Below are 19,986 nucleotides of genomic sequence, written 5' to 3' on the forward strand. Positions count from 1 at the left end.
GGCCTGCCGCAATTGTCACGAATACTACTATATGCTATAGTGGACATGTAACGGACAGAGGAGTCTCCTGCTTGGGTGAGGTAATTTATTATGCTTTTAAAACTTACTGCTGCTGATAAAACTGATGTTGGGAAACAAAGGGATCAGAACGAAGATTATGCTTATAAACGCGTGGAATCTTCAGAAGATGGCGATCGCGGTTTATTCATTGTGGCCGACGGCATGGGAGGCTATAAGGCAGGAGAGGTGGCAAGCAAGTTAGCCGTTGAGACAATCAGTAAGGCGTTAGATTTTTTCTTCAAGCCTGTCCATGATCAGCCAACCATCAAACTGGACAAAGCAGCGTTGGATCCAAATAAGACTGTTAAAGTAAATGCTACCCCGGCAAATGCACCTACCGGTCAAAAAACGCAAAAACTGCCTGAGACGCAGGCGGTCTCTTTAATTGGAGAACAGCTATCAGCAGCCATACAACAAGCCAACAAAGCAATCGTGAGCTATGGTGAGAAAAAATCATCAGCTCGTGGCCTGGGCAGCACGGTTACTGCCGTGCTTATTCAAAATAATCAGGCGTATATTGCCAACGTTGGCGACAGTCGTACGTATCTGTTACGAGGGAACAAATTAGCTCCTGTCACCAGGGACCACTCGCTGGTTGCTCGGCTGGTCGAGTCGAAGCAGATCGAGCCAGACGATGTTTACACCCATCCCCAGAGGAACCTGATCTATCGTTCGCTGGGTGCGGGTCACAAGCACGTCGAGGTCGACATTTTTAATCAACAGCTTGAGCCTGGCGACAAGTTATTATTGTGTTCTGACGGATTATGGGAAATGATACGGCACCAGGATCTGCTCAAAGCGCTCGAAGAGCAGAATAGTCCGCAAACGATTTGCGACACCTTAATCGACCTGGCAAATGCCAACGGTGGGGAAGACAACATCTCAGCGATTGTTGTGCATATCAGTGCCCACTGAGCATGTGAGCGCGCTTGGAGAATAAGTTTGTATGGCTCTCCCAATAGGTACTGTCCTTGACGGAAAATTTAAGATTGTGCAGATTCTTGGCGAAGGTGGTATGGGCACCGTCTACAAAGTAGAACAGATTGGAACCCCGCCAGGTACTCCTCCCTATTATTATGCTGTCAAAGAACTGCTCATCAGCCCCAACACCAGCGAAGAAGATCGTAAAGCGGCCATTGACCGCTTCAATAAAGAGATTGCCCTGTTACGGGGCTTGAAACATCCGCGTATTGCTGCCCTGATGCTCCCTTTTCAAGAGCGAGGCAATTATTACTTTGTCATGGAATTCGTGCCCGGGCGTAGCCTTGAGAAGATCCTGGAGAACGCCAGAGGACCGCTGCCCGAGGAACAGGTAGTAAAGTGGATGGTTCAGGTATGTGAAGCCCTGACCTATATCCATACACGCAACCCTCCTATCATCCTGCGAGACTTGAAACCAGGAAACATCATGGTCTCGCAGGATGACGAGGTGCAGTTGATCGACTTCGGCATTGCACGCCGCTTCGATCCCAATAAGCGAACCAATACAGAAAATCTCGGGACCATATCGTATGCCTCACCCGAGCATCTAGGTTCGATTACGATGCCCGGTCAGCGACGTTCCGCCCATAATCCAGGAAAGCTCGTACAGACCGATGCACGCTCCGACATTTATTCATTAGGAGCGACCATGTATCACCTGCTTACGAACTACGAACCCGATCCGATTCAAACGCCCCCCCCGGGAGGTGTGCTGGCAAAAAATCCCCGTCTGAGGACCGTCCAATTAGGGAATAAGACTGTCTGCCCTGTCGAGCAGGTCATCATTAAAGCCATGCAACAAGATCCCGCTCAGCGCTTTCAGAGCGCCGAAGCGATGCGTGTTGCCCTACTGCAATGCTTACCCAACGCCGCCCCGACCACGATTCAGATGCCTGTTATGTCGCCCAATGCTACGATTGTCGTGCCAACCAATACCGGCGCGTCCTCAGGAGTCGCGGGTGGCATTATCTGTCCCAAGTGTGGTTTCCAGAATCGACCGGGGGCGAAATTTTGTAAACGCGATGGACAGCCACTGGTGCAAGGAGTAACGATCGCGCCTCCGCAGATACGCGCGCAGGCTGTGCGTGCGCCGATTCAAGCGCGACCGATACGCCAACCAATCCAGCCGCGACCCACTCAATCGCAACCTATTAAGCCGCGGCCCGTACAATCAAATGGAAGGATTCAGCCGCGACCGGCGCAGCCGATTCAGGCACGTCCGGTGGGTACACCGACTGCGATAGACCCGATGGTGGCGTACCGCGCGGGCCTGCAAGCCCTGGCCGCTAAAAACTATAGCGAGGCGATTCGCCAGTTCAAGCAGGCACAGAGCCAGGGGGTATCGGCCTACGATGCGCTCTATAATCTGGGGCGCGTCCACCGCCAATACGGACAATCGGTGCGCGAGACGGACCCCAGGTTCTTCAAAGAAAATATGAAGCATGCCGCTGAATACTTTGAAGATGCCTTACGCGTGAAGTCGGACGCCCTGGATGCACGTTTTCAACTGGGCATGTGTTACCGGGACCTGGCCCTGTATCCATTGGCGATGACGGCCTTCAAGCAGGCGCAGCAAACCGCGCCCAATGATCCCGCCGTCTACTACCAGCTGGGCCTGGTAGCTTTAGAGCAGGGGCTGACCGGTGAGGCGGTATCATACCTGAAGCGAGGATTGGAGATTAACCCGGATCACGCGTTGATCTTAATAGCACTGGGTCGTATCTACATCGACATGAAGAATCAACTCCCTGCTGCTATTTCTACTCTATTCCACGCCGCACAGATTGACCCTGCTTTATGGGAGGCCTGGTATGAGCTGGGACGCGCTCATATGAAGGAAAAAGAATGGAACCATGCTTTAAGTGCCCTGCGTCGGGCGCAGCAAGTCAATTCCCATTCCGCCTCGATCTATAGCGCGATGGCAACCTGTTTTTTCAACTTAAAGAAGAAGTCGGATGCCCGGCAGATGGTAAGCGAGGCGTTGAGCCTCGATCCTAAAAATGCTGAAGCGATCCGTTTACAAAAACAACTCTAAAGGAGGGCAGCAATGCTCTGTCCGTTGTGTCATACACAAAATCGTGACAATGCCAAATTCTGCAAAGGCTGTGGACAGCTATTAGCGGTCGAAGTGGTGGCCGGCGCACAGTCTGATGCGGGGGGGCAGCAGGAAGCTACAGACCAGGCCCAGACACAGGGAACGCCACCGCCCTCCTCACATGCTGAGGATGCCGTCCAGTCCCAGGCCCCTACCCCGAACCAGGAGACGCCAGCCCCTGAGCAGAAGCAAGAATACGCGGAGAAGCCCGCCTCTCAGGGCGAAAACATCGAAGATAGCGAGGATGTCAGCAAGGAACCGACGCAGATCCTGACGCCCCAGCAGATGCTGGCCTTTCATGCGCGCCGCTGGCAGCAAGAGCACGAGCACCAGTCGGGGACAACCTATGACGATATCGCGGATGCCCCCACGCTCCTGATCAGGCCCGAGACGGTCAATGGACAGCCGGCCAGTGAGCAGGCAGCCCCACCTGATATCGCGGACATGCCTACGACCATCTATCAGTCCCAGGCAGCGCAGAATGAAGGGCCCAATGCCGCCACCGAGCAGGCCGTACAGGAGCAGGACTATGCCGCCGTACCGGTCGGCGCGGCCCCGAATGGATCCCAGGAACCGGCTGAGGCCGAGGCTACGAATCAAAAAAGTGAACAGGCAGAACATGTAGAGGTTTCCACTCCGCAGGACGAGGCTTCTGCATTGCCTGCGAAGGAGGAGAACTTGGAGCCTACCAATAACGAAGGCGAATTGGAACCGACCACTCAACAGCAGCCCCAGGAAACAGAGCAGCCAGCCGCGGGCAGCGCGGAGAGTCTGCCGCTCTTAGAAGTAGGCAAGACCGTCGGTGGACGTTACGAGGTCATGCAGGTGCTGAGCGATGCGGAGAATGAGCACACCTATGAGGTCACCGATCGCCAGGGGTATCAACACTGCTGGAACTGCGGCTCCGAGCAAAACGCTGAAGGCGACGAGTTCTGCATCGATTGTGGAGCAGAACTGCTCAATGCCTCGTATCTGCTGCACGAGTATCCTGTGTCCGCCCAGCAGGGCGGAGAGGCCCAGGTGCTACAGGGAGCGATCGTCAACACCTTTGTTGATCAGGGTGTCACATACGTTGTTGAGCAGCCACAGGCCTCTCAATCGGCCTTCCCCAATGGCGTACACCTGATCGCCGCCTCGGATTCCGATGCCGGGACCGTCAGGCGCAGTGAGCCTAACGAAGACAGCACCATGACCCTGGTTTTTGAGCGCGTCCACGAGTCGATCTCTTCGCCCGCTGGCCTGTTTGTTGTGGCCGATGGCATGGGCGGACACGCCAATGGGCAGGGTGCCAGCCGGGCGACGATCGCTTTGATCGCTGAGCGCGTGACCCGCGAGCTGTTGCTGGCCCCCCTACAGGCCGAGAAAGCAGGGGAAGAGGCTCCTAAGACCGACGACGAAAGCTACAAAGAGCTTCTGCGCGGAGCCATTGAAGATGCCAATACCACCCTATGTCAGATCAACCAGAAAGACAAATCCGACATGGGCTCGACCCTGACTGGTTTTATGATTATAGGGGATCATGCGTATATCTTCAACGTAGGCGATAGTCGTACGTATATGTTACGAGACGAGAAAATATATCAATTGACCAACGACCATTCACTGGTCGGGCAGCTGGTGGCAGGTGGCTTAATCGAGCCCGATGAGGTATATACCCATCCGCAGCGTAACCAGATTTTCCGGAGCATCGGCGATAAACAGAATGTTCAGGTAGATCTCTTCACGCAGCAGATTCATCCTGGCGACATACTCTTGAGTTGCTCGGACGGATTATGGGAAATGATACGCGATCCCCAGATCGCTGATATCCTCAATCACGCGCCAGATCCACATTCCGCCAGCGCGCAATTGATAGAGGTCGCCAATACCAATGGCGGAGAGGACAATGTCAGCGCCGTCGTTGTTTTTGTACGCTAAGAGCTGTGTTATCGATCTCTTTGACCAGGCGGGGACGCGAAAGCGGAGGGAAAAAAGCGGGAGCAAGCCCCGCACCTGCGGGCGCTCCCGTCGTTGGTGAAGAGATTTATGATATACTAGGGAGCCAGCCGAATGCGAAAGGAGCAGATGTAACATGCCCGGAGAGGTAACTCTGGCCCACCAATTAGGAAAAGATTATATGCCCGTTACTGGTGGTAGCCAGCTCGCATATCTGTTATTAGAAGCCAAACCGACGGCTTTAATGGCACAGGTACGTATGCCATTGAATTTCGCCCTGGTTATTGACCATTCAGGCTCGATGAAGGGTGCGAAATTAAGAAATGTGCGCGAAGCGGTAAAGATGGTTATTGACCGCCTTGAGCCCAGCGACTACATTTCGGTAGTCATCTTTGATGATACTGCGCAGGTCATCATTCCATCTATGCCTGCTAATGACAAGCCAGGCATGAAGGCCGCCATCGATCGGATTCAGGATGCTGGCGGTACCACGATGTCTCTGGGTATGATCCAGGGTCTGGGAGAACTGCGTCGCTGGAATATTCCGAACGCGGTGAACCGCATGATTCTGTTGACAGATGGTGTCACCTATGGCGATACCGATCGCTGTCGCCAGTTGGCACGGGATGCCGCCGCCTCTGGCATCTCGATCTATCCTCTCGGCATCGGCTCTGACTGGGATGAAAGCTTGCTGGATGATGTCGGGCAATTGAGCGGTGGTCTGCCGGCCGAGTTCATCAAATCACCCGCTGACGCCATGGCCATCTTCGAGCAGCAGGTTCAAAGCGCGGTGGCCGTCGCGGTTCGTAACGCTACTGTTACGCTGCGCCTGCCAACCGGCGTCACCCCGCGCAAAGCGGTCAAGGTTCTGCCGCTGATCCGCGACGTGGATGCTTCCGCGCTATCGGATCGCCAGGTGGTGATAAATCTGGGTGACCTTGAGAAGGATACCCCGCAATCGGTCCTGATCGAGCTGATGATCGATCCACGTCCAGCCGGACTCTTCCGTATTGCCCAGGCCGAATTGAGCTATGATGTACCCGTCGTTGGATTGACTGGTGAGAAGATTCGCGAGGACATCAAGGTCACATTTAGCAGCGATCCCAACCAGAACTCGCAGGTTAATGCCCTGGTGATGAACTTCGCCGAAAAATCCAATGCCCAGCGCCTGGTAACTCGCATTCTCGACGAATACAAACGCACCGGTAAAGCGACCACCAAGATCGCGCCCAACGTCACCCGTGTGCTGGACGCGGAAACACTCTCGGCGATTGAGCAGATCAACCAAGGACAACAGATTTCCCAGGAACAGGTAAAATCTATCGGAAATAAGACTCGTAAGCTTACACAGCGATTAGACGATCTGCTTCCGTAATATAATAGAAAAACCTACTCCTTTTTCGCGTGCCGCCTCAGGAGGCACAATAAGGAAACCCGAGTAGTTACAAAATAAAAGGCAGAGGAAGGAAAATTCTTATGTCGGTACGATGTTCTTTAGGCCACGAAAATCCAGATGGGTCGGCATTCTGCGATGAATGCGGCGAGCCGCTAAATACCGCTGCGGATGCGAGTGCCGCCCCGGCCCCTCAGGCCCAGGCGCCGGCCGCGCCAGCCGCTCCCGCCCCCGCGGGCGCCGCTGGAACGCAGACCTGCCCCTCCTGTGGAGCGGAGAATCCTGTCGGTGAGGCATTTTGCTCCAACTGTGGTGTGAGCCTGCTGGGCGCGCCAGCGCCGGTCGCGGCGGCACAGCCAGCCGCTCAGGCCTCGCCAGAGCCGGCTGCCGCCCCTCCGCAACCCGATCAGCAGCAGCAGGCCCCCGCGGCTCCCACTGGTGCCCCGGCAGCCCTGCAGGCCAGATTGATCGTTGAGGCGGACAACCAGGAATTCGATCTTGGTGGCAAAGATGTCATCACCATTGGACGTGAAGATCCCGTCAGCAACATCTATCCGGATGTTGATCTAACCGCTAATGGCGGTGAAGAAGGCGGCGTCTCCCGTCTGCATGCGCGCATCTTTGTTGAGAATGGCCAATATATGCTAGAGGATGAGAACAGCACAAACTTCACATTCCTCAATCGGCAGCGCCTGGCCGGCAAGACGCCCACGCCGCTGAACGACAACGACGAAATCCGTCTCGGTCGTGTCCTCTTACGGTTCAAAACCCCGTAAGAAAAAATGATATCATTGAGGACTTTTCTGTTAGCATAGTACTGAGAGGCCGGCACAGACTTTTCTGCTCGCCTGGCCTCTCTGCTGGTATCACGCCTACGTTTCATTGGTTGGAAGGGACGCGACGGACTTCACTGCCAGGTAACATTCTGCGAAAAGTCCAACAGTAAATACTGCCATCAGAATTGACAGTCTGCCCGATACTCGCTATAATCTACGGGATATCTTGAGTGGAGGCTAAGAAAGGGTCTTATGAAACGCACCTGGCAACCAAAACGCATTCCGCGTAAACGCGAACACGGTTTTATGAAACGTATGTCCACACGCAATGGACGTCGTGTGCTCAAAGCTCGCCGCGCCAAAGGGCGCTGGAGCTTGACTGTTTAACTTCGAACAGACATTATTGTGGCACTCAACCGTGCGTTCCGCTTACGTAAGAATAGTGATTTCCAGCGAGTAAGGCAGCAGGGAGGCAGTACAGCGTCCCGGCTGCTTATCCTCGCGTGGAAACCCAATGATCAAGCTACATTGCGCGTTGGTTTTGTGGTAAGTAAACGCATTTCAAAACGCGCAGTTCAGCGAAATTATATTAAACGGCTACTAGCAGAGGCGGTTCGCCCCCTTTTAGCGGATATTCCTCCCGGTTGGGATATCGTTTTTAGCGCAAGGAATCAGATCGTTGGTGTACGCTTACCTGTGTTGATACAGGATGTATCTACATTGTTACGTAGAGCGCGACTTCTGGAAGGCTCCGCCCACCCGGTGGAGACGAAAGAGTTGAATACACGCAAGGGTTTTTAATGTGAAATATATCGCACTTTTCTTGATTCGTGTCTATCAGCGCACGCTGTCGGTAGTCCTGCCCTCATCGTGTCGGTTTACCCCATCATGTTCCCAGTACGGATATGAGGCTATTCAACGTTTTGGCTTTTTCCGTGGCGGCTGGATGACTGTTAAACGTATTGGCCGATGCCAACCATTTTATCACGGTGACCTCTATGATCCGGTTCCAGAACGTCTGGGTAACTAGGTCAAGGAAGGCAGGAGAGTTCTTGTGGGCGAGATAGGTAATCTCTTTAATATCATTTTTACGTTCCCCATTTTTAATGGTCTAATACTTCTCTATAACCTGTTCGGTGATTTTGGCCTCTCAATTGTGGTGTTGACGCTGGTCATTAAGTTGATCCTCTTCCCATTGACGTTGCAGCAGCTTAAATCTACCAAAGCCACCCAGGCATTGCAACCGCAGGTGCAAGAGATCAAGAAAAAGCACGCCAACGATCAGCAGGCGCAGATGGCGGCCATACAGACAATGTATAAAGAGTATGGTGTCAACCCGGTGGCTGGCTGTTTACCCCTGGTAGTGCAAATGCCAATACTGTATGGGCTGTATTTCGCTCTTAGCACTGGCGTGCGTACAGATAAATTGGCTGACATCAACGCGCACCTGTATCCATTTGTTCCCCATTTCACCAGTTTGCCGAGGCTGACCTTAGACTGGTTTGCCTGGCTTTCATTTTTGAATCCCATCTTGCATGTCAACTGGAGCTGGACGTTCCCCCTATCGCATGCTGACCCCTCGCACGTCCTGCCGATCCTGGCCGGCCTGGCAACGTTTGTCTCGCTGCGTATGGCGCAGCCAAAGACTGCGCCTGTCACGACAAGTAATGGCAAGCCGGTGGCCGGGGACCCAACCCAGCAGTCGATGAAGATGATGCAGTATATCATGCCTTTCTTCACGGTTTTCATTGGTTGGACTTTTCCAGCTGGCCTGGCCCTGTACTGGACCGTTTCGTCGATCTTCCAGGCGGTACAGCAATACTTTGTTACCGGTTGGGGTGCGCTGCTGACTACACCGAACATGAAAAAAGAAGTCGCTCCAGTAAGCGCTGGTAGTAGCTCGGCTCCCAAAGATGATAAGATAAGCAACACATCAACATCTCGTATTCAGAAGCCAACGGTGGTTGAGAGCAAAAAAGAGGTTGTTGACAAGAGCGACAGCAACGCAATTTCGCAGTTGCGCACGACCACTCCCAAAACAAACGGTAGCGGTCCTTCCCAGTATACACGTCGGCCACGTGGGGGAAGTGCGTCGGCTCGCAGACGTAGCGGTTCGCAAAAGGCCCGCTAGTCCGCGCTCGCAATATGCTAAATTCGATCACCCTGTCCTGCCACAGGGTGATCGTGGTCATAGATAATTTTTACAGGGAGGCACGGAAACAGTGGAAAGCATAGAGGCTAGTGACAAAAGTGTTGACGAGGCGATCACGCAGGCGCTAACACGCCTGGGAAAGCGCCGCGATGAGGTGGACATCGCTGTTCTACAGGAACCCAGCCGGGGAGCATTTGGTCTGGGGAGCAAAGATGCCCGCGTACGCGTGACTGTTCGTTCCGGGGCAACCAGTTCTGGCAAAGCAGGTGCTATCATTACCCCTGAAATGGCTGATGCTATACTGGGCTCGGGCGATGTCGAAATTCCTCTCCCCGAGGAAGAAGAGGAGCTCTATGAGGACGAGGAAGAAGACGAGGAGGAGTTCCTGGAAGATGAGGAGGAAGAAGAGGATGAGGAGTACGAATATGAGGACGAGGGAGAACTAGAAGACGAAGACGATGAGCCTGTGCCTTTCATTGCTTCCTCTGAGCCGTCTCTGCAGCCGCTGGTTGAGCAGGCCGTTGCCGCTGGCGCTGGCGATACTGTGCAGGATGTGGAGCATCCTTCCCGTGAGGATGTAGAGATTACGGTTGATGTCTTGCAACATATTTTGCGTTACATGAACATTCATGCAACGGTGCAGGTACGCTCAACCAGTCCTCTGACCCTGAATATACGTGGTATCAATGAGAACCTGGGCCTGCTGATCGGGCGCCGCGGCGAGACCCTGGCCGCCCTGCAGCTACTGGTTAACCTGATCGTCAGTCACCGCACCAAGCATCGCATGCGCATCATCGTCGATGCCGAAAACTATCGCGAGCGCCGCGAAGAGAATCTGCGCTCCCTGGCCCTGCGCGTAGCACAGCAGGTGCGCAATTATCGCCGCTCAATCGCCCTGGAAGCCATGCCCCCGCATGAGCGCCGTATCGTACATATCGCTTTGTCTGATAGTAAGGACATCAGCACAGAGAGTATTGGAGAGGGTGAAGAGCGCAGGGTGGTAATTTCACTGAAGCGACCGGCACGCTAGCCCGCCGCCATATTTGTATTCAGTGGTAGAAATAGCGCCCGTGGCGCCCATGCATTTTACAGGTTATTCCAAAAAGAGGGATGTTGCCCTTTTTTTGGAATAACCTGTAATAGAGGATAATTATTTGTGTCTCGACAACCCGATTTTTTAACGCTCGGCCATGTTACCCGTGATGTGCAGGAAGATGGCTCTTTTGTGCTCGGTGGAACCGTTACTTTTGCCGCCCAGACCGCCTATCACCTGGGATTGGACACGGCGATCGTGACATGCGCGGACCTCGAGGTGGCTCAACTCTTATCGACAACATTGCCAGGGGTCGCGTTGCACGTCTCCTCTTCTCCCCAGACGACCACATTCGCCAATCGCTATCATGAAGGTTTTCGGACCCAGTACCTCTATGCGCGGGGGGCCGATATTACCGAGACCGATATTCCCCTCGACTGGCGCAATAGCGCCGGCATCGTTCTCTTTGGACCCCTTGCCCAGGAACTGCATCCTGAGATGGTGACCCACTTTCCCCGCCGTCCAGGTATGTTGCTGGCGGCCACCCCTCAAGGCTGGCTGAGGCGTTGGGACGCCGATGGGCGTGTCTGGCCGACACCCTGGCGAGACGCGGAAAAGGTACTGCCCTCCCTGGATGTGTTGATACTCAGCCATGATGATCTGCTGCCCTTTGCCTCCGGTGATCGCGGTGAGGCCGATCGGCTATTGGCCCATTGGAGTACGTTCGTTCCTCTACTGGTCGCCACCGATGGCCGACACGGGGCTACCCTGTTTCAGCAGGGGCGCTCCAGCCGCTTTGCCGCCTATAGCGCGCACGAAATTGATCCCACGGGAGCCGGAGATGTGTTTGCCGCCGCCTTCCTGACACATCTCTACCGCCATCGCGATCCCGCTCAGGCCGTCGATTTTGCCAACTGCGTGGCCGCCTTCTCCATCGAACAAACCGGCATCAGCGGCATCCCCACCCTCGCCCAGGTCGAACAACGCCGCCGCATCTCATAGGTTCGGACCTCGCGTCCGATTATATGCGGACCTCGTGTCCGAATAAAATAATCGGACGCGAGGTCCGAACCTATGGTTTGTTGAGGTTATTATACTTATAATAGCATTGGCGATACACGCCTGGCATCTTCAAATGGCATATTTCGTTGCTGATGGGTGGGGGTCGTGTGCAAGCAAACATGCCAGGAGGATGTGCTTTCTATGCAGAACCATACTATCTCTCACCGCTTTACCGGGAAGATCTGGCTTTGTGCTCTCGTCTTGAATCTTGTGGTGGCCCTGCTTTCCTCGTCTGGGACCTCTATGCATGTTGTTGCCAGGGGGATCACACGCCATGCCGCTGTTGTCTCCCCCCACTATCGCTACCTGGGTCGACCATATGATTCGCTGTTCTCTAAATGCCAGATAAATCAGTCTGATAAGCATTGCTATGGTGTGGACCAGATGCGCAATGCCTATAGCATCGCCCCACTCCTGGCGCGGGGCTATACGGGTAAGGGGCGCAGCATCGTAATTATAGATGCTTACCAGGCGCCGCACCTGCGCGATGATGTCGCCGATTTCGATGCCCGCTTTGGCCTGCCGCCGATAAACTTGAATATCGTTGTCCCCGATAAACTGCCAGCCTGGAATAAACACGATGACACGCAGCAGACCTGGTCCGCTGAAATCTCGCTGGATGTCGAGTGGGCCCATGCGATCGCCCCGGATGCCTCGATTACCCTGGTTGAGTCGAAGAGCGAGAACGATCCAGACCTGATTCGAGCCCTGAACTATACCATTGATCATGATTTAGGCGATATTATTTCGATGAGCTTTGGCGAGAGCGAGGCCTGCGCTACAGCGGATGTCTTAAAGAGCTGGCATAAAGCCTTTGAAACTGCGACCCGGCTCGGCATGACGTTGCTGGCAGCCTCAGGGGATAGTGGACCCGGTGAGCAGACCTGCGATAACGAGTCGTGGAATAAGGCTGCGTCGATCCCGGTCTCTGATCCGCTGGTGACCGGTGTAGGTGGTACCGCCCTGGAGGCTGATCTTGTAACGGGCGAATACCAGAGTGAAACGGTCTGGCGCGATCCCGCTAGCCAGTCAGCCAGCGGGGGTGGCTTCAGCGATATCTACAAGAAGCCTTCCTATCAGGATCAGATCGCGAACATCGCGGATAAGCGGGGGACGCCTGATGTGGCTTATAATAGCTCGACCAGCCGTGGCGTGGTCGTTGTCTGGTCCGATGGCGAGCATGGTCCTGGTAGCCTGTATAGCTTTGGGGGCACCAGTTCTGGAACGCCTCAATGGGCGGGCATCGTGGCGCTGGCGGACCAGTATGCCAACCAGCGACTGGGCTTCATCAATCCGCTCCTGTATCAGATCGGAAAGAGGTCAGACTGGTATCAGAGCGCGTTCCATGATATCGTCAAGGGGAATAATGGTGTTAGCCTGTCGGCTACCGACGCTACCATCGTCACGCTGGATGGATATAAGGCCGGCCCCGGATGGGATGCCACCACCGGTTGGGGGACCCCCATCGCCTCTCAACTGGTTCCTCTGATGGCCATGCTGGCCGCAACCCATCAAACCACGCCCTAGCTTCACGGCCTTGCTCTGCTTTATTGTGATCCCCAAAAAAATCTGATATAGTGGACAGGTACAAGTTATTTTCTGCAGTTAAAGCAGCTATGTCCATTGAAACGTACTGGATGGAGTATTTGGGAATGACAATGAATGACAATGCCGTCTCACAACTAAAGCGAACCCCTCTTTATGAACGACATCGTGCCCTGGAGGCGCGCCTGGTTGAGTTCGGTGGCTGGGAAATGCCGGTACAGTATAGCGGTATCCTGGATGAGCACCAGGCGGTCCGTACGCGGGCGGGACTCTTTGATGTCAGCCATATGGGTGAGTTTAAGGTAGAGGGGCAGGATTCGCTCCCCTTCTTGCAGCATCTTGTGCCAAACGACGTCTCGCGCCTGGCGATTCAGCAGGCTCTCTATACACAGCTATGTTTGCCCGACGGCAATGTCATAGACGATCTGCTCATCTACCACCTGGCGGATGATCATTACATGCTGGTCGTTAACGCGGCCAACATCGACAAAGATTTCGCCTGGGTGCAGGAGCAGGCAAGGCAGTTCCAGCACGTTTCACTATCCAATCAATCGGATACCACCGCGCTGATCGCGTTGCAGGGGCCGCTAGCGCTCGATATTCTGCAACCATTGACCGCGGTAGATATAAAAGACATTCGCTATTATCGTTTTGTTCCGGGCGAGGTCGCGGGTATCCACTGCTTGATCTCACGTACCGGCTACACGGGCGAAGATGGCTTTGAGCTCTACTGCGCCTCGGCTGACGTGGTCGGATTGTGGGATAGCATTCTAGCGGCCGGCCAGCCCAAAGGACTGCTCCCGGCGGGCCTGGGCGCGCGCGACACCCTGCGCCTGGAGGCCGGCCTGTGTCTGTATGGACATGAACTGGATGAGCAGACCAATCCGCTGGAAGCTCGCCTGGGCTGGACCGTCAAACTGGCCAAGGGGACATTTATCGGGAGCGAAGCCCTGCAGAAGGTTAAAGAGCAGGGTCCAAAGCGCTTGCTGGTCGGTGTCCAATTGCTGGAGCGCGGCGTCCCACGCGGTGGGTATCCCCTCTATGCGGGCGAACAGCAGATTGGCAGCCTCACCAGCGGCGCCCCCGGTCCAACTGTCCAGAAAAACATCGGTATGGGATATGTAGATGCGGCGCATGCCGAGCCTGGAACCTCTATCTCAGTAGAGATCCGAGGCAAGCGTATTTCTGCTCAGATTGTGGCATTGCCTTTCTATAAGCGAAAATAAAGGTTATATATCCGGGTGGTTGTTACCATCCAGGCATTCAAGCACTAATCGTCCTGAGAAAGGGAGAAACGAACGATGGCTAGCCTGAATCATCCTGCTAATCTAAAGTATAGTAAAACTGATGAATGGATACGTGTAGAGGGCGACGAGGCCGTAATCGGCATCACAGATTACGCCCAGGACCAGCTTGGCGATATCGTCTATATCGAACTACCCTGGGATAGCGGCCAAAGTATGGCCGTTGAAGAGAAATTCGGCGATATCGAATCGGTTAAAGCCACCTCCGAACTGGTCTTACCCGTGAGCGGTGAAGTCGTCAGCGCCAACGAAGAGCTCAAAGACCATCCCGAGAACATCAATGACTACCCCTACGAGCAGGGCTGGATGTTAAGAATCAAGCTCTCCGACCCCTCCCAGGTCGATGCTTTGATGGATGTAGATCAATATCTGCAATATTTACAGGGCCGTTAACAAGCGTGGGTATGCGCGCCCCCTCACGGGCGGGCGCGTGCAGCCGCCCGTGAGGGGGCACACAAAAAGTTAATAATTGCGAAGTGCGAAAAGAATGCGCAAAAGCGCATTCTTTTCGCACTTCGCAATTATTAATACGGGTGGAGGCGTCAGCGTCCCCAGGCTGGCTTACAAAAGGGGCATGGACGTGCGTCCATGCCCCTTTTGTAGACAAAGTTTCCATGGCATTCCTATATCTCTATAGGATTTTGGATATATGCCATAACTATGCGATATAATAATAGCAACCATTGAAAGAACACAATGTGCATACAAATGTGCTGCGTTCTCTGGTCTAGCGATGTATATATATCGATGCCATACGTGGATATGCCAATCCACTCGCTTGTGCTGTCTTCCTCTGATATCAGTCAACAGGTTTGCCGCAAGAGGTACTCAAAAAATCCATCGTAGTAACAGAATGCGAGGCACTGTATTTAGCATGCAATTCTGGTTATATCGTAGCGGCTCCCCTTGCGCATCATGAAAGAAGCAGCCGAGTCCGGGGAGCTTCCAGACCCAAGGGAGAGTTCACTGAATGAGCTATGTGCCAAATACGCAAGAAGAGCAGCAGGCTATGCTGGAGCACCTGGGCCTTTCTTCGCTAGAAGATTTGTTGACGCCCGTGCCCGCTGAGGTTCGCCTGGGCGACGCCCTCGATCTGCCGCCCGCGTTACCTGAGCCGGATCTGAAGCGTCTGATGAGCCGGATGGCGGCCAAAAATAAAAGCCTGGATACAACCATCTCTTTTCTCGGTGCCGGTACCTATGATCGTGCTATCCCCAGTGTTGTGCCCCATCTGCAGAACCGTTCGGAATTCGTGACCTCTTACACCCCCTATCAGCCGGAAGTGAGCCAGGGTATGTTGCAGGCCATCTATGAATTTCAGACCATGGTGTGTCAGATCACAGGATTGGATATCGCCAATGCCTCGCTGTATGATGGCTCGACGGCGGTGGTCGAGGCGTCTTTGATGGCGCTGGGCCCGGGCGGCCGTGGCGAGATCGTCATCTCGGCCGGCGTGGATCCCCAGTATCGGCAGGTGCTGCATACCTACGCCTTTGCCCGTGGCTTTAGCGTGAAAGAGATCGGCCTGGAAAACGGCGTGACCTCCTTGACAGACCTGAAGGCGGCGGTCGATAAAAATACGGCCGCGGTAATCGTGCAGCAGCCCAATTTCTTTGGCCGCGTCGAGGATATGCGCGCCATTGAGCCGATCGCGCACCAGGGAAAAACGCTGTTTGTGTCGGTGATTACCGAGCCGGCCTCACTGGGCGTGCTGGCCCCTCCTGGAGACTATAACGCGGATATCGCCGTGGGTGAGATGATGAGCCTGGGCAACAACATGAGCTATGGCGCCCCCGCTCTCGGCTTTATGGCCGCCCGGCAGAAGTTTATGCGTCTCCTTCCTGGCCGCCTGGTCGGACAGACCATCGAGGAGGGTGAGCACAAGCAGACCGGCTATGTGCTGACACTGCAGACGCGCGAGCAGCACATCCGGCGTGAGCGCGCCACCTCCAACATCTGCACCAACCAATCCCTGCTGGCCGTAGGTGCCACCATCTTCCTGGCCGCCATCGGCAAGCAAGGCTTCCAGGAACTAGGTCAGCTCTGTCTGCAGAAAGCGCACTATGCCTTCCGCCAGATTACCGCCATCCCGGGCTTTGAAGCCGCCTTCGATGGTCCTTTCTTTGATGAATTCGTGATCAAGTGCCCGGTCTCTACCAAGCGGATGGAGCAATTGTTTGAGCGGGCGGACATTATCGGCGGTTATCCGCTGGCCGAGAGCTATTCCGGCATGGACAACTATATGCTCTTCTGTGTGACAGAGACGCGTACAAAAGAAGATATCGATACCCTGGTCAGCGTGTTGAAAGAGGTGCAGGCATGAGTGTAGAGACATTAATTTTTGAAAAAGGCGCCCCCGGCAGGCGTGCCGCGACTATGCCGAGCATGGATGTGCCGGTAGAAGCGCTGGATAGCATGATCCCTACCTCATTGTTGCGCCAGGAGCCAGCCCCTCTGCCAGAGGTCAGTGAGATCGAGGTGGTGCGCCACTACACCCACCTCTCGCAGCGTAACTTCGGGGTCGACACCGGTTTCTATCCGCTTGGCTCCTGCACCATGAAATACAATCCCAAGCTGAACGAAGATATGGCCGCGCTGCCCGGCTTCGCGCATATCCATCCCTTGCAGCCCGAAAAGACGGCGCAGGGCGCGATCCAGCTCATGTATGAGCTTGAGCGCTACCTCGCGGAGATCTCCAGCATGACGCGCGTCACCCTGCAGCCGTCGGCGGGCGCGCATGGTGAGCTAACCGGATTGATGTTGATCAAGGCCTATCATCAGAGCAAGGGACAGGGACACCGCAACCTGGTGCTGATCCCCGATAATGCCCACGGTACTAATCCGGCCAGCGCCACGCTGGCGAATTACAAGGCGGTCGAAGTCAAAAGTGATGATCGCACCGGTGGCATCGATATGGAGCACCTGAAGACCCTGCTGGATACGCATGGCAATGAGGTCGCGGCCATCATGCTGACCAATCCGAACACGCTGGGCCTGTTTGACGCCAATATCGCGCAGATCGGTCGCATGATCCACGAGGTTGGTGGGCAACTCTACTATGATGGTGCCAATGCCAACGCCGTACTCGGCATCACGCGTCCTGGTGATATGGGTTTTGACGTGGTCCATTTTAACCTGCACAAGACTTGTAGCACGCCACACGGCGGTGGTGGACCCGGAGCCGGTCCGATCGGAGTCAAAGCACACCTGGTGCCATTCCTGCCCGGACCTCTGCCCGCCAAGAACGCGGACGGCTACTACTGGGAGGAGGTCAGCCCGCAATCTATCGGCAAAGTGCGCGCCAACCTGGGCAACTTTGGTGTACTGGTACGAGCCTACACCTACATCCGCTTCAATGGTCCCGACGGCCTGCGCCATGTCTCTGAGAGCGCCATCCTTAACGCCAACTATCTGCGCCAGGAGCTCGCCTCGGACTACGAGACCGCCTATCCGCTGATCTGCCAGCACGAGTTTGTGGCCACTGCGCGCAAGCTGAAGGAAGAGCATGGGGTAACCGCGACCGACATCGCCAAGCGCCTGTTGGACTATGGCATGTACGCTCCAACCATCTACTTCCCCTTGATCGTGCCCGAGGCTATGATGATCGAGCCTACCGAGACCGAAACGAAGGAATCGCTGGACTACTTCATCAGCGTCATGCACCAGATCGCTGATGAGGCCCGTACCAATCCCGAACTGGTCAAGACGGCACCCCACACAACCGTTATTGGTCGTCTCGATCAGGCCCTGGCCGCCCGCAAACCCAATCTTCGCTGGCAACCGGGCCAGGAGGTAACCCATTAAAAAAGTGGGGAGGCATGGCCTCCCCACTTTTTTAATAATGTTGCGGAAACATAACAGTGAGGTGAGGAGTGCAAGCACTCCTCACCTCACTGTTATGTTTCCGCAACATTAAAGACTTTTTTTATGCGCGCTCGCAGCGCGACTAATTGTGAACGCGTTGAGAAGGGGAAAGATGCTTGGCAACTATGTCGATAAGCACATCCACGTCAAAGGGCTTCTCCAAAAATCATCGGCTCCGCCGGCGTCGGCTACCTTGCTGGCATCGGAATGTGCTGAAAGCATAATAACGGGAATATGCTTGGTTGCCTCATCGCCCTTCAGTTTTCTGCAAATCTCGCGACCATCGTCACCTGATAAAAGCACATCCAGTAAAATAAGGTCGGGCAGATCGTCGGCGATGTTTTGTAAGTCATCCTTATTGGTTGCGGTACGCACAACGTATCCTTCGCCCTCCAGTACAATTTGTACGACCTCGACTATTCCCTCGTCATCATCAACAACCAGGATGTGATGTCCCATGTGTCTGTCTGCCTTTCAAAACGTGGTAAAACGTCTTGATGCTACCAGGCCTGCTCTTAATCGGCTGCGACAGCCTCTTTCGACACATTTTACCACTTTGTTGTTCATCGATTGCTGAACTGTTTATCAGTCCTGTTAAAAATTCTCAAGCTCTGGATTGTACACGAATGGTTGTGATGGAGGAGTAAAGAAAAGTGTTACCCTGGTACTTTATGATCCTCTCCATATCATTCTATCATCATTTCAATCGTGTGAAATCCCAGCTTTAAGGCCTGGGCTATCCGGATGGAATGTTTTGCGAACGTTCACCATGCCCCGCTGAACCCAGACAAGTTGTCAAATAGGAATTATTGGCTTGTCCTCCTGGTTCGGGATGCACGGGCCGCTCTCAAAGAGCATCGGATAGGTAAAAACACAATGGCCCCCTGATAAAGAACCGATCTCTGAAGCGTTTTGTGGCACCCTCTGTTCTCCTGGTTTTTTTGAGTGAGAGTAAGAGTCAGATACTCAAGTATATCATATAGTAAGTAGCTGCATTTCAGATAGTGATTTTGGCTACCCCCATTGGTTTACGCCGTTATGAGGCGTTGGTGGCTTTATCCCAGGGCAACTGTTGCCAGCGATTGAGCTGGGCAAAACCAAAGCCAGCATCGGTGAGGGTGCCCTTAAAGCCAGCCGGCACCATCTCAAAATGCATGGCCAGATTACGAGGAAAGATGCCCAGATCAAAGACCCAGGGATCACCCGCCGCCTCGACAATGGCTCGCCAGACCTGGTTTTCCTGCCACTCATTGGTAAAATATGCTCCTACCTCGGTAAACTCGTGGGCCAGTATTTGCAGAATACTCCAGATGCTCGCGCCAGCCTCTAGTGTATAAGGGGCGGGAATATCTTCCTGCAGCTGTTCGCTATCGACCAGAAAGTTCAAACCGAGCCAGGCAGGTAGCTCTTCCAGACTGGGGACGGCGGGTTGCGTATAGAGCGAAACCTCTATGCCCGCGCACTCAAGCGCAGGCGCATCGGGTGGGGCCAGGTGCAGGGGCGCGGCATAAATATCACCATAGGCATCATTGTCGCTGCCGGGCCAGGTGATTTCCGCTACCCATGACAACACCTGCTGATCGTTGCAGCCCAGGAGTTGCAGCGTGTGCTGAAATCGCCGCAGCACCTCGGGAAAGGTGGCCTGGGTACAGGAGGCAAAGGTCTGTATTTGTGCTTGTGACATACTCTTTCTCTTCTTTTATAGTGGTTATATTCTCGCTTGCGCAAGGGAGGAGAGAGGATTGAGGGACGCCCCCAACCCCGTCGGAGGGCCTCGCCGGCCCTC

At 54.4% G+C, this 19,986-nt stretch carries 18 protein-coding genes; 16 read left to right on the plus strand and 2 right to left on the minus strand.

From position 1 onward, the window contains the following. Positions 1-90 precede the first annotated feature (90 nt). The 16 genes from AABA21_RS25580 (at position 91) to gcvPB (ending at position 18,140) form a co-directional block, all read left to right on the plus strand. Positions 91-975 (plus strand): PP2C family protein-serine/threonine phosphatase, encoded by an 885-nt coding sequence (locus AABA21_RS25580; protein WP_338254595.1) that lies wholly within the window; start codon positions 91-93, stop codon positions 973-975. Positions 976-1,006: 31 nt separating this feature from the next. Continuing rightward, positions 1,007-3,076 carry a protein kinase domain-containing protein gene (locus AABA21_RS25585; protein ID WP_338254596.1) on the plus strand — a complete coding sequence of 690 codons (2,070 nt, stop codon included), beginning with the start codon at positions 1,007-1,009 and terminating at the stop codon, positions 3,074-3,076. A gap of 12 nt (positions 3,077-3,088) precedes the next feature. Next, positions 3,089-5,053, plus strand: a complete 1,965-nt coding sequence (locus AABA21_RS25590; protein ID WP_338254598.1) for a protein phosphatase 2C domain-containing protein — start codon at positions 3,089-3,091, stop codon at positions 5,051-5,053. A gap of 154 nt (positions 5,054-5,207) precedes the next feature. Continuing rightward, positions 5,208-6,446 carry a vWA domain-containing protein gene (locus AABA21_RS25595; protein WP_338254600.1) on the plus strand — a complete coding sequence of 413 codons (1,239 nt, stop codon included), beginning with the start codon at positions 5,208-5,210 and terminating at the stop codon, positions 6,444-6,446. A gap of 101 nt (positions 6,447-6,547) precedes the next feature. Next, entirely contained in the window at positions 6,548-7,240 is a 693-nt protein-coding gene (locus AABA21_RS25600) for an FHA domain-containing protein (protein ID WP_338254601.1), read from the plus strand. 252 nt (positions 7,241-7,492) lie between these two features. Continuing rightward, positions 7,493-7,627: a 50S ribosomal protein L34 gene (gene rpmH, locus AABA21_RS25605; RefSeq protein ID WP_126596227.1), complete on the plus strand. Its 135-nt coding sequence runs from the start codon at positions 7,493-7,495 to the stop codon at positions 7,625-7,627. Between the two features lie 18 nt (positions 7,628-7,645). Further along, entirely contained in the window at positions 7,646-8,041 is a 396-nt protein-coding gene (gene rnpA / locus AABA21_RS39500; RefSeq protein ID WP_420917172.1) for a ribonuclease P protein component, read from the plus strand. A gap of 1 nt (position 8,042) precedes the next feature. Then, positions 8,043-8,270: a membrane protein insertion efficiency factor YidD gene (yidD, locus tag AABA21_RS25610; RefSeq protein WP_126596228.1), complete on the plus strand. Its 228-nt coding sequence runs from the start codon at positions 8,043-8,045 to the stop codon at positions 8,268-8,270. A gap of 24 nt (positions 8,271-8,294) precedes the next feature. Next, the gene (locus AABA21_RS25615; protein ID WP_338254606.1) at positions 8,295-9,371 is read left to right on the plus strand and encodes a YidC/Oxa1 family membrane protein insertase; all 1,077 of its coding nucleotides are present in this window, start codon (positions 8,295-8,297) and stop codon (positions 9,369-9,371) included. A gap of 91 nt (positions 9,372-9,462) precedes the next feature. After that, on the plus strand, positions 9,463-10,422 hold the full coding sequence (gene jag, locus AABA21_RS25620) for an RNA-binding cell elongation regulator Jag/EloR (RefSeq protein WP_338254607.1): 960 nt from the start codon (positions 9,463-9,465) through the stop codon (positions 10,420-10,422). Between the two features lie 126 nt (positions 10,423-10,548). Further along, positions 10,549-11,427 (plus strand): PfkB family carbohydrate kinase, encoded by an 879-nt coding sequence (locus AABA21_RS25625; protein ID WP_338254609.1) that lies wholly within the window; start codon positions 10,549-10,551, stop codon positions 11,425-11,427. Positions 11,428-11,628: 201 nt separating this feature from the next. Beyond that, a complete protein-coding gene (locus tag AABA21_RS25630; RefSeq protein ID WP_338254610.1) occupies positions 11,629-13,014 on the plus strand; it encodes a S53 family peptidase in 1,386 nt (461 codons plus the stop codon). Positions 13,015-13,139: 125 nt separating this feature from the next. Then, complete coding sequence (gcvT, locus tag AABA21_RS25635; RefSeq protein WP_338254612.1) at positions 13,140-14,258, plus strand: glycine cleavage system aminomethyltransferase GcvT; 1,119 nt, start codon at positions 13,140-13,142, stop codon at positions 14,256-14,258. A 75-nt stretch (positions 14,259-14,333) separates the two neighbouring features. Beyond that, positions 14,334-14,729 (plus strand): glycine cleavage system protein GcvH, encoded by a 396-nt coding sequence (gene gcvH / locus AABA21_RS25640; RefSeq protein ID WP_338254613.1) that lies wholly within the window; start codon positions 14,334-14,336, stop codon positions 14,727-14,729. A gap of 577 nt (positions 14,730-15,306) precedes the next feature. After that, positions 15,307-16,659: an aminomethyl-transferring glycine dehydrogenase subunit GcvPA gene (gene gcvPA / locus AABA21_RS25645; RefSeq protein ID WP_338254614.1), complete on the plus strand. Its 1,353-nt coding sequence runs from the start codon at positions 15,307-15,309 to the stop codon at positions 16,657-16,659. After that, positions 16,656-18,140 (plus strand): aminomethyl-transferring glycine dehydrogenase subunit GcvPB, encoded by a 1,485-nt coding sequence (gene gcvPB, locus AABA21_RS25650; RefSeq protein WP_338254615.1) that lies wholly within the window; start codon positions 16,656-16,658, stop codon positions 18,138-18,140. The genes gcvPA and gcvPB overlap by 4 nt, the downstream gene beginning before the upstream one ends. Before the next feature lie 183 nt (positions 18,141-18,323). Here gcvPB and AABA21_RS25655 read toward each other — a convergent pair whose 3' ends face one another. Both AABA21_RS25655 and AABA21_RS25660 read right to left on the minus strand, forming a co-directional pair. Next, positions 18,324-18,659, minus strand: a complete 336-nt coding sequence (locus tag AABA21_RS25655; RefSeq protein ID WP_338254616.1) for a response regulator — start codon at positions 18,657-18,659, stop codon at positions 18,324-18,326. A gap of 577 nt (positions 18,660-19,236) precedes the next feature. After that, positions 19,237-19,884, minus strand: coding sequence for a hypothetical protein (locus AABA21_RS25660; protein ID WP_338254617.1), 648 nt, complete (start codon positions 19,882-19,884; stop codon positions 19,237-19,239). Positions 19,885-19,986: the final 102 nt, after the last annotated feature.

Source organism: Dictyobacter halimunensis (assembly GCF_036245075.1).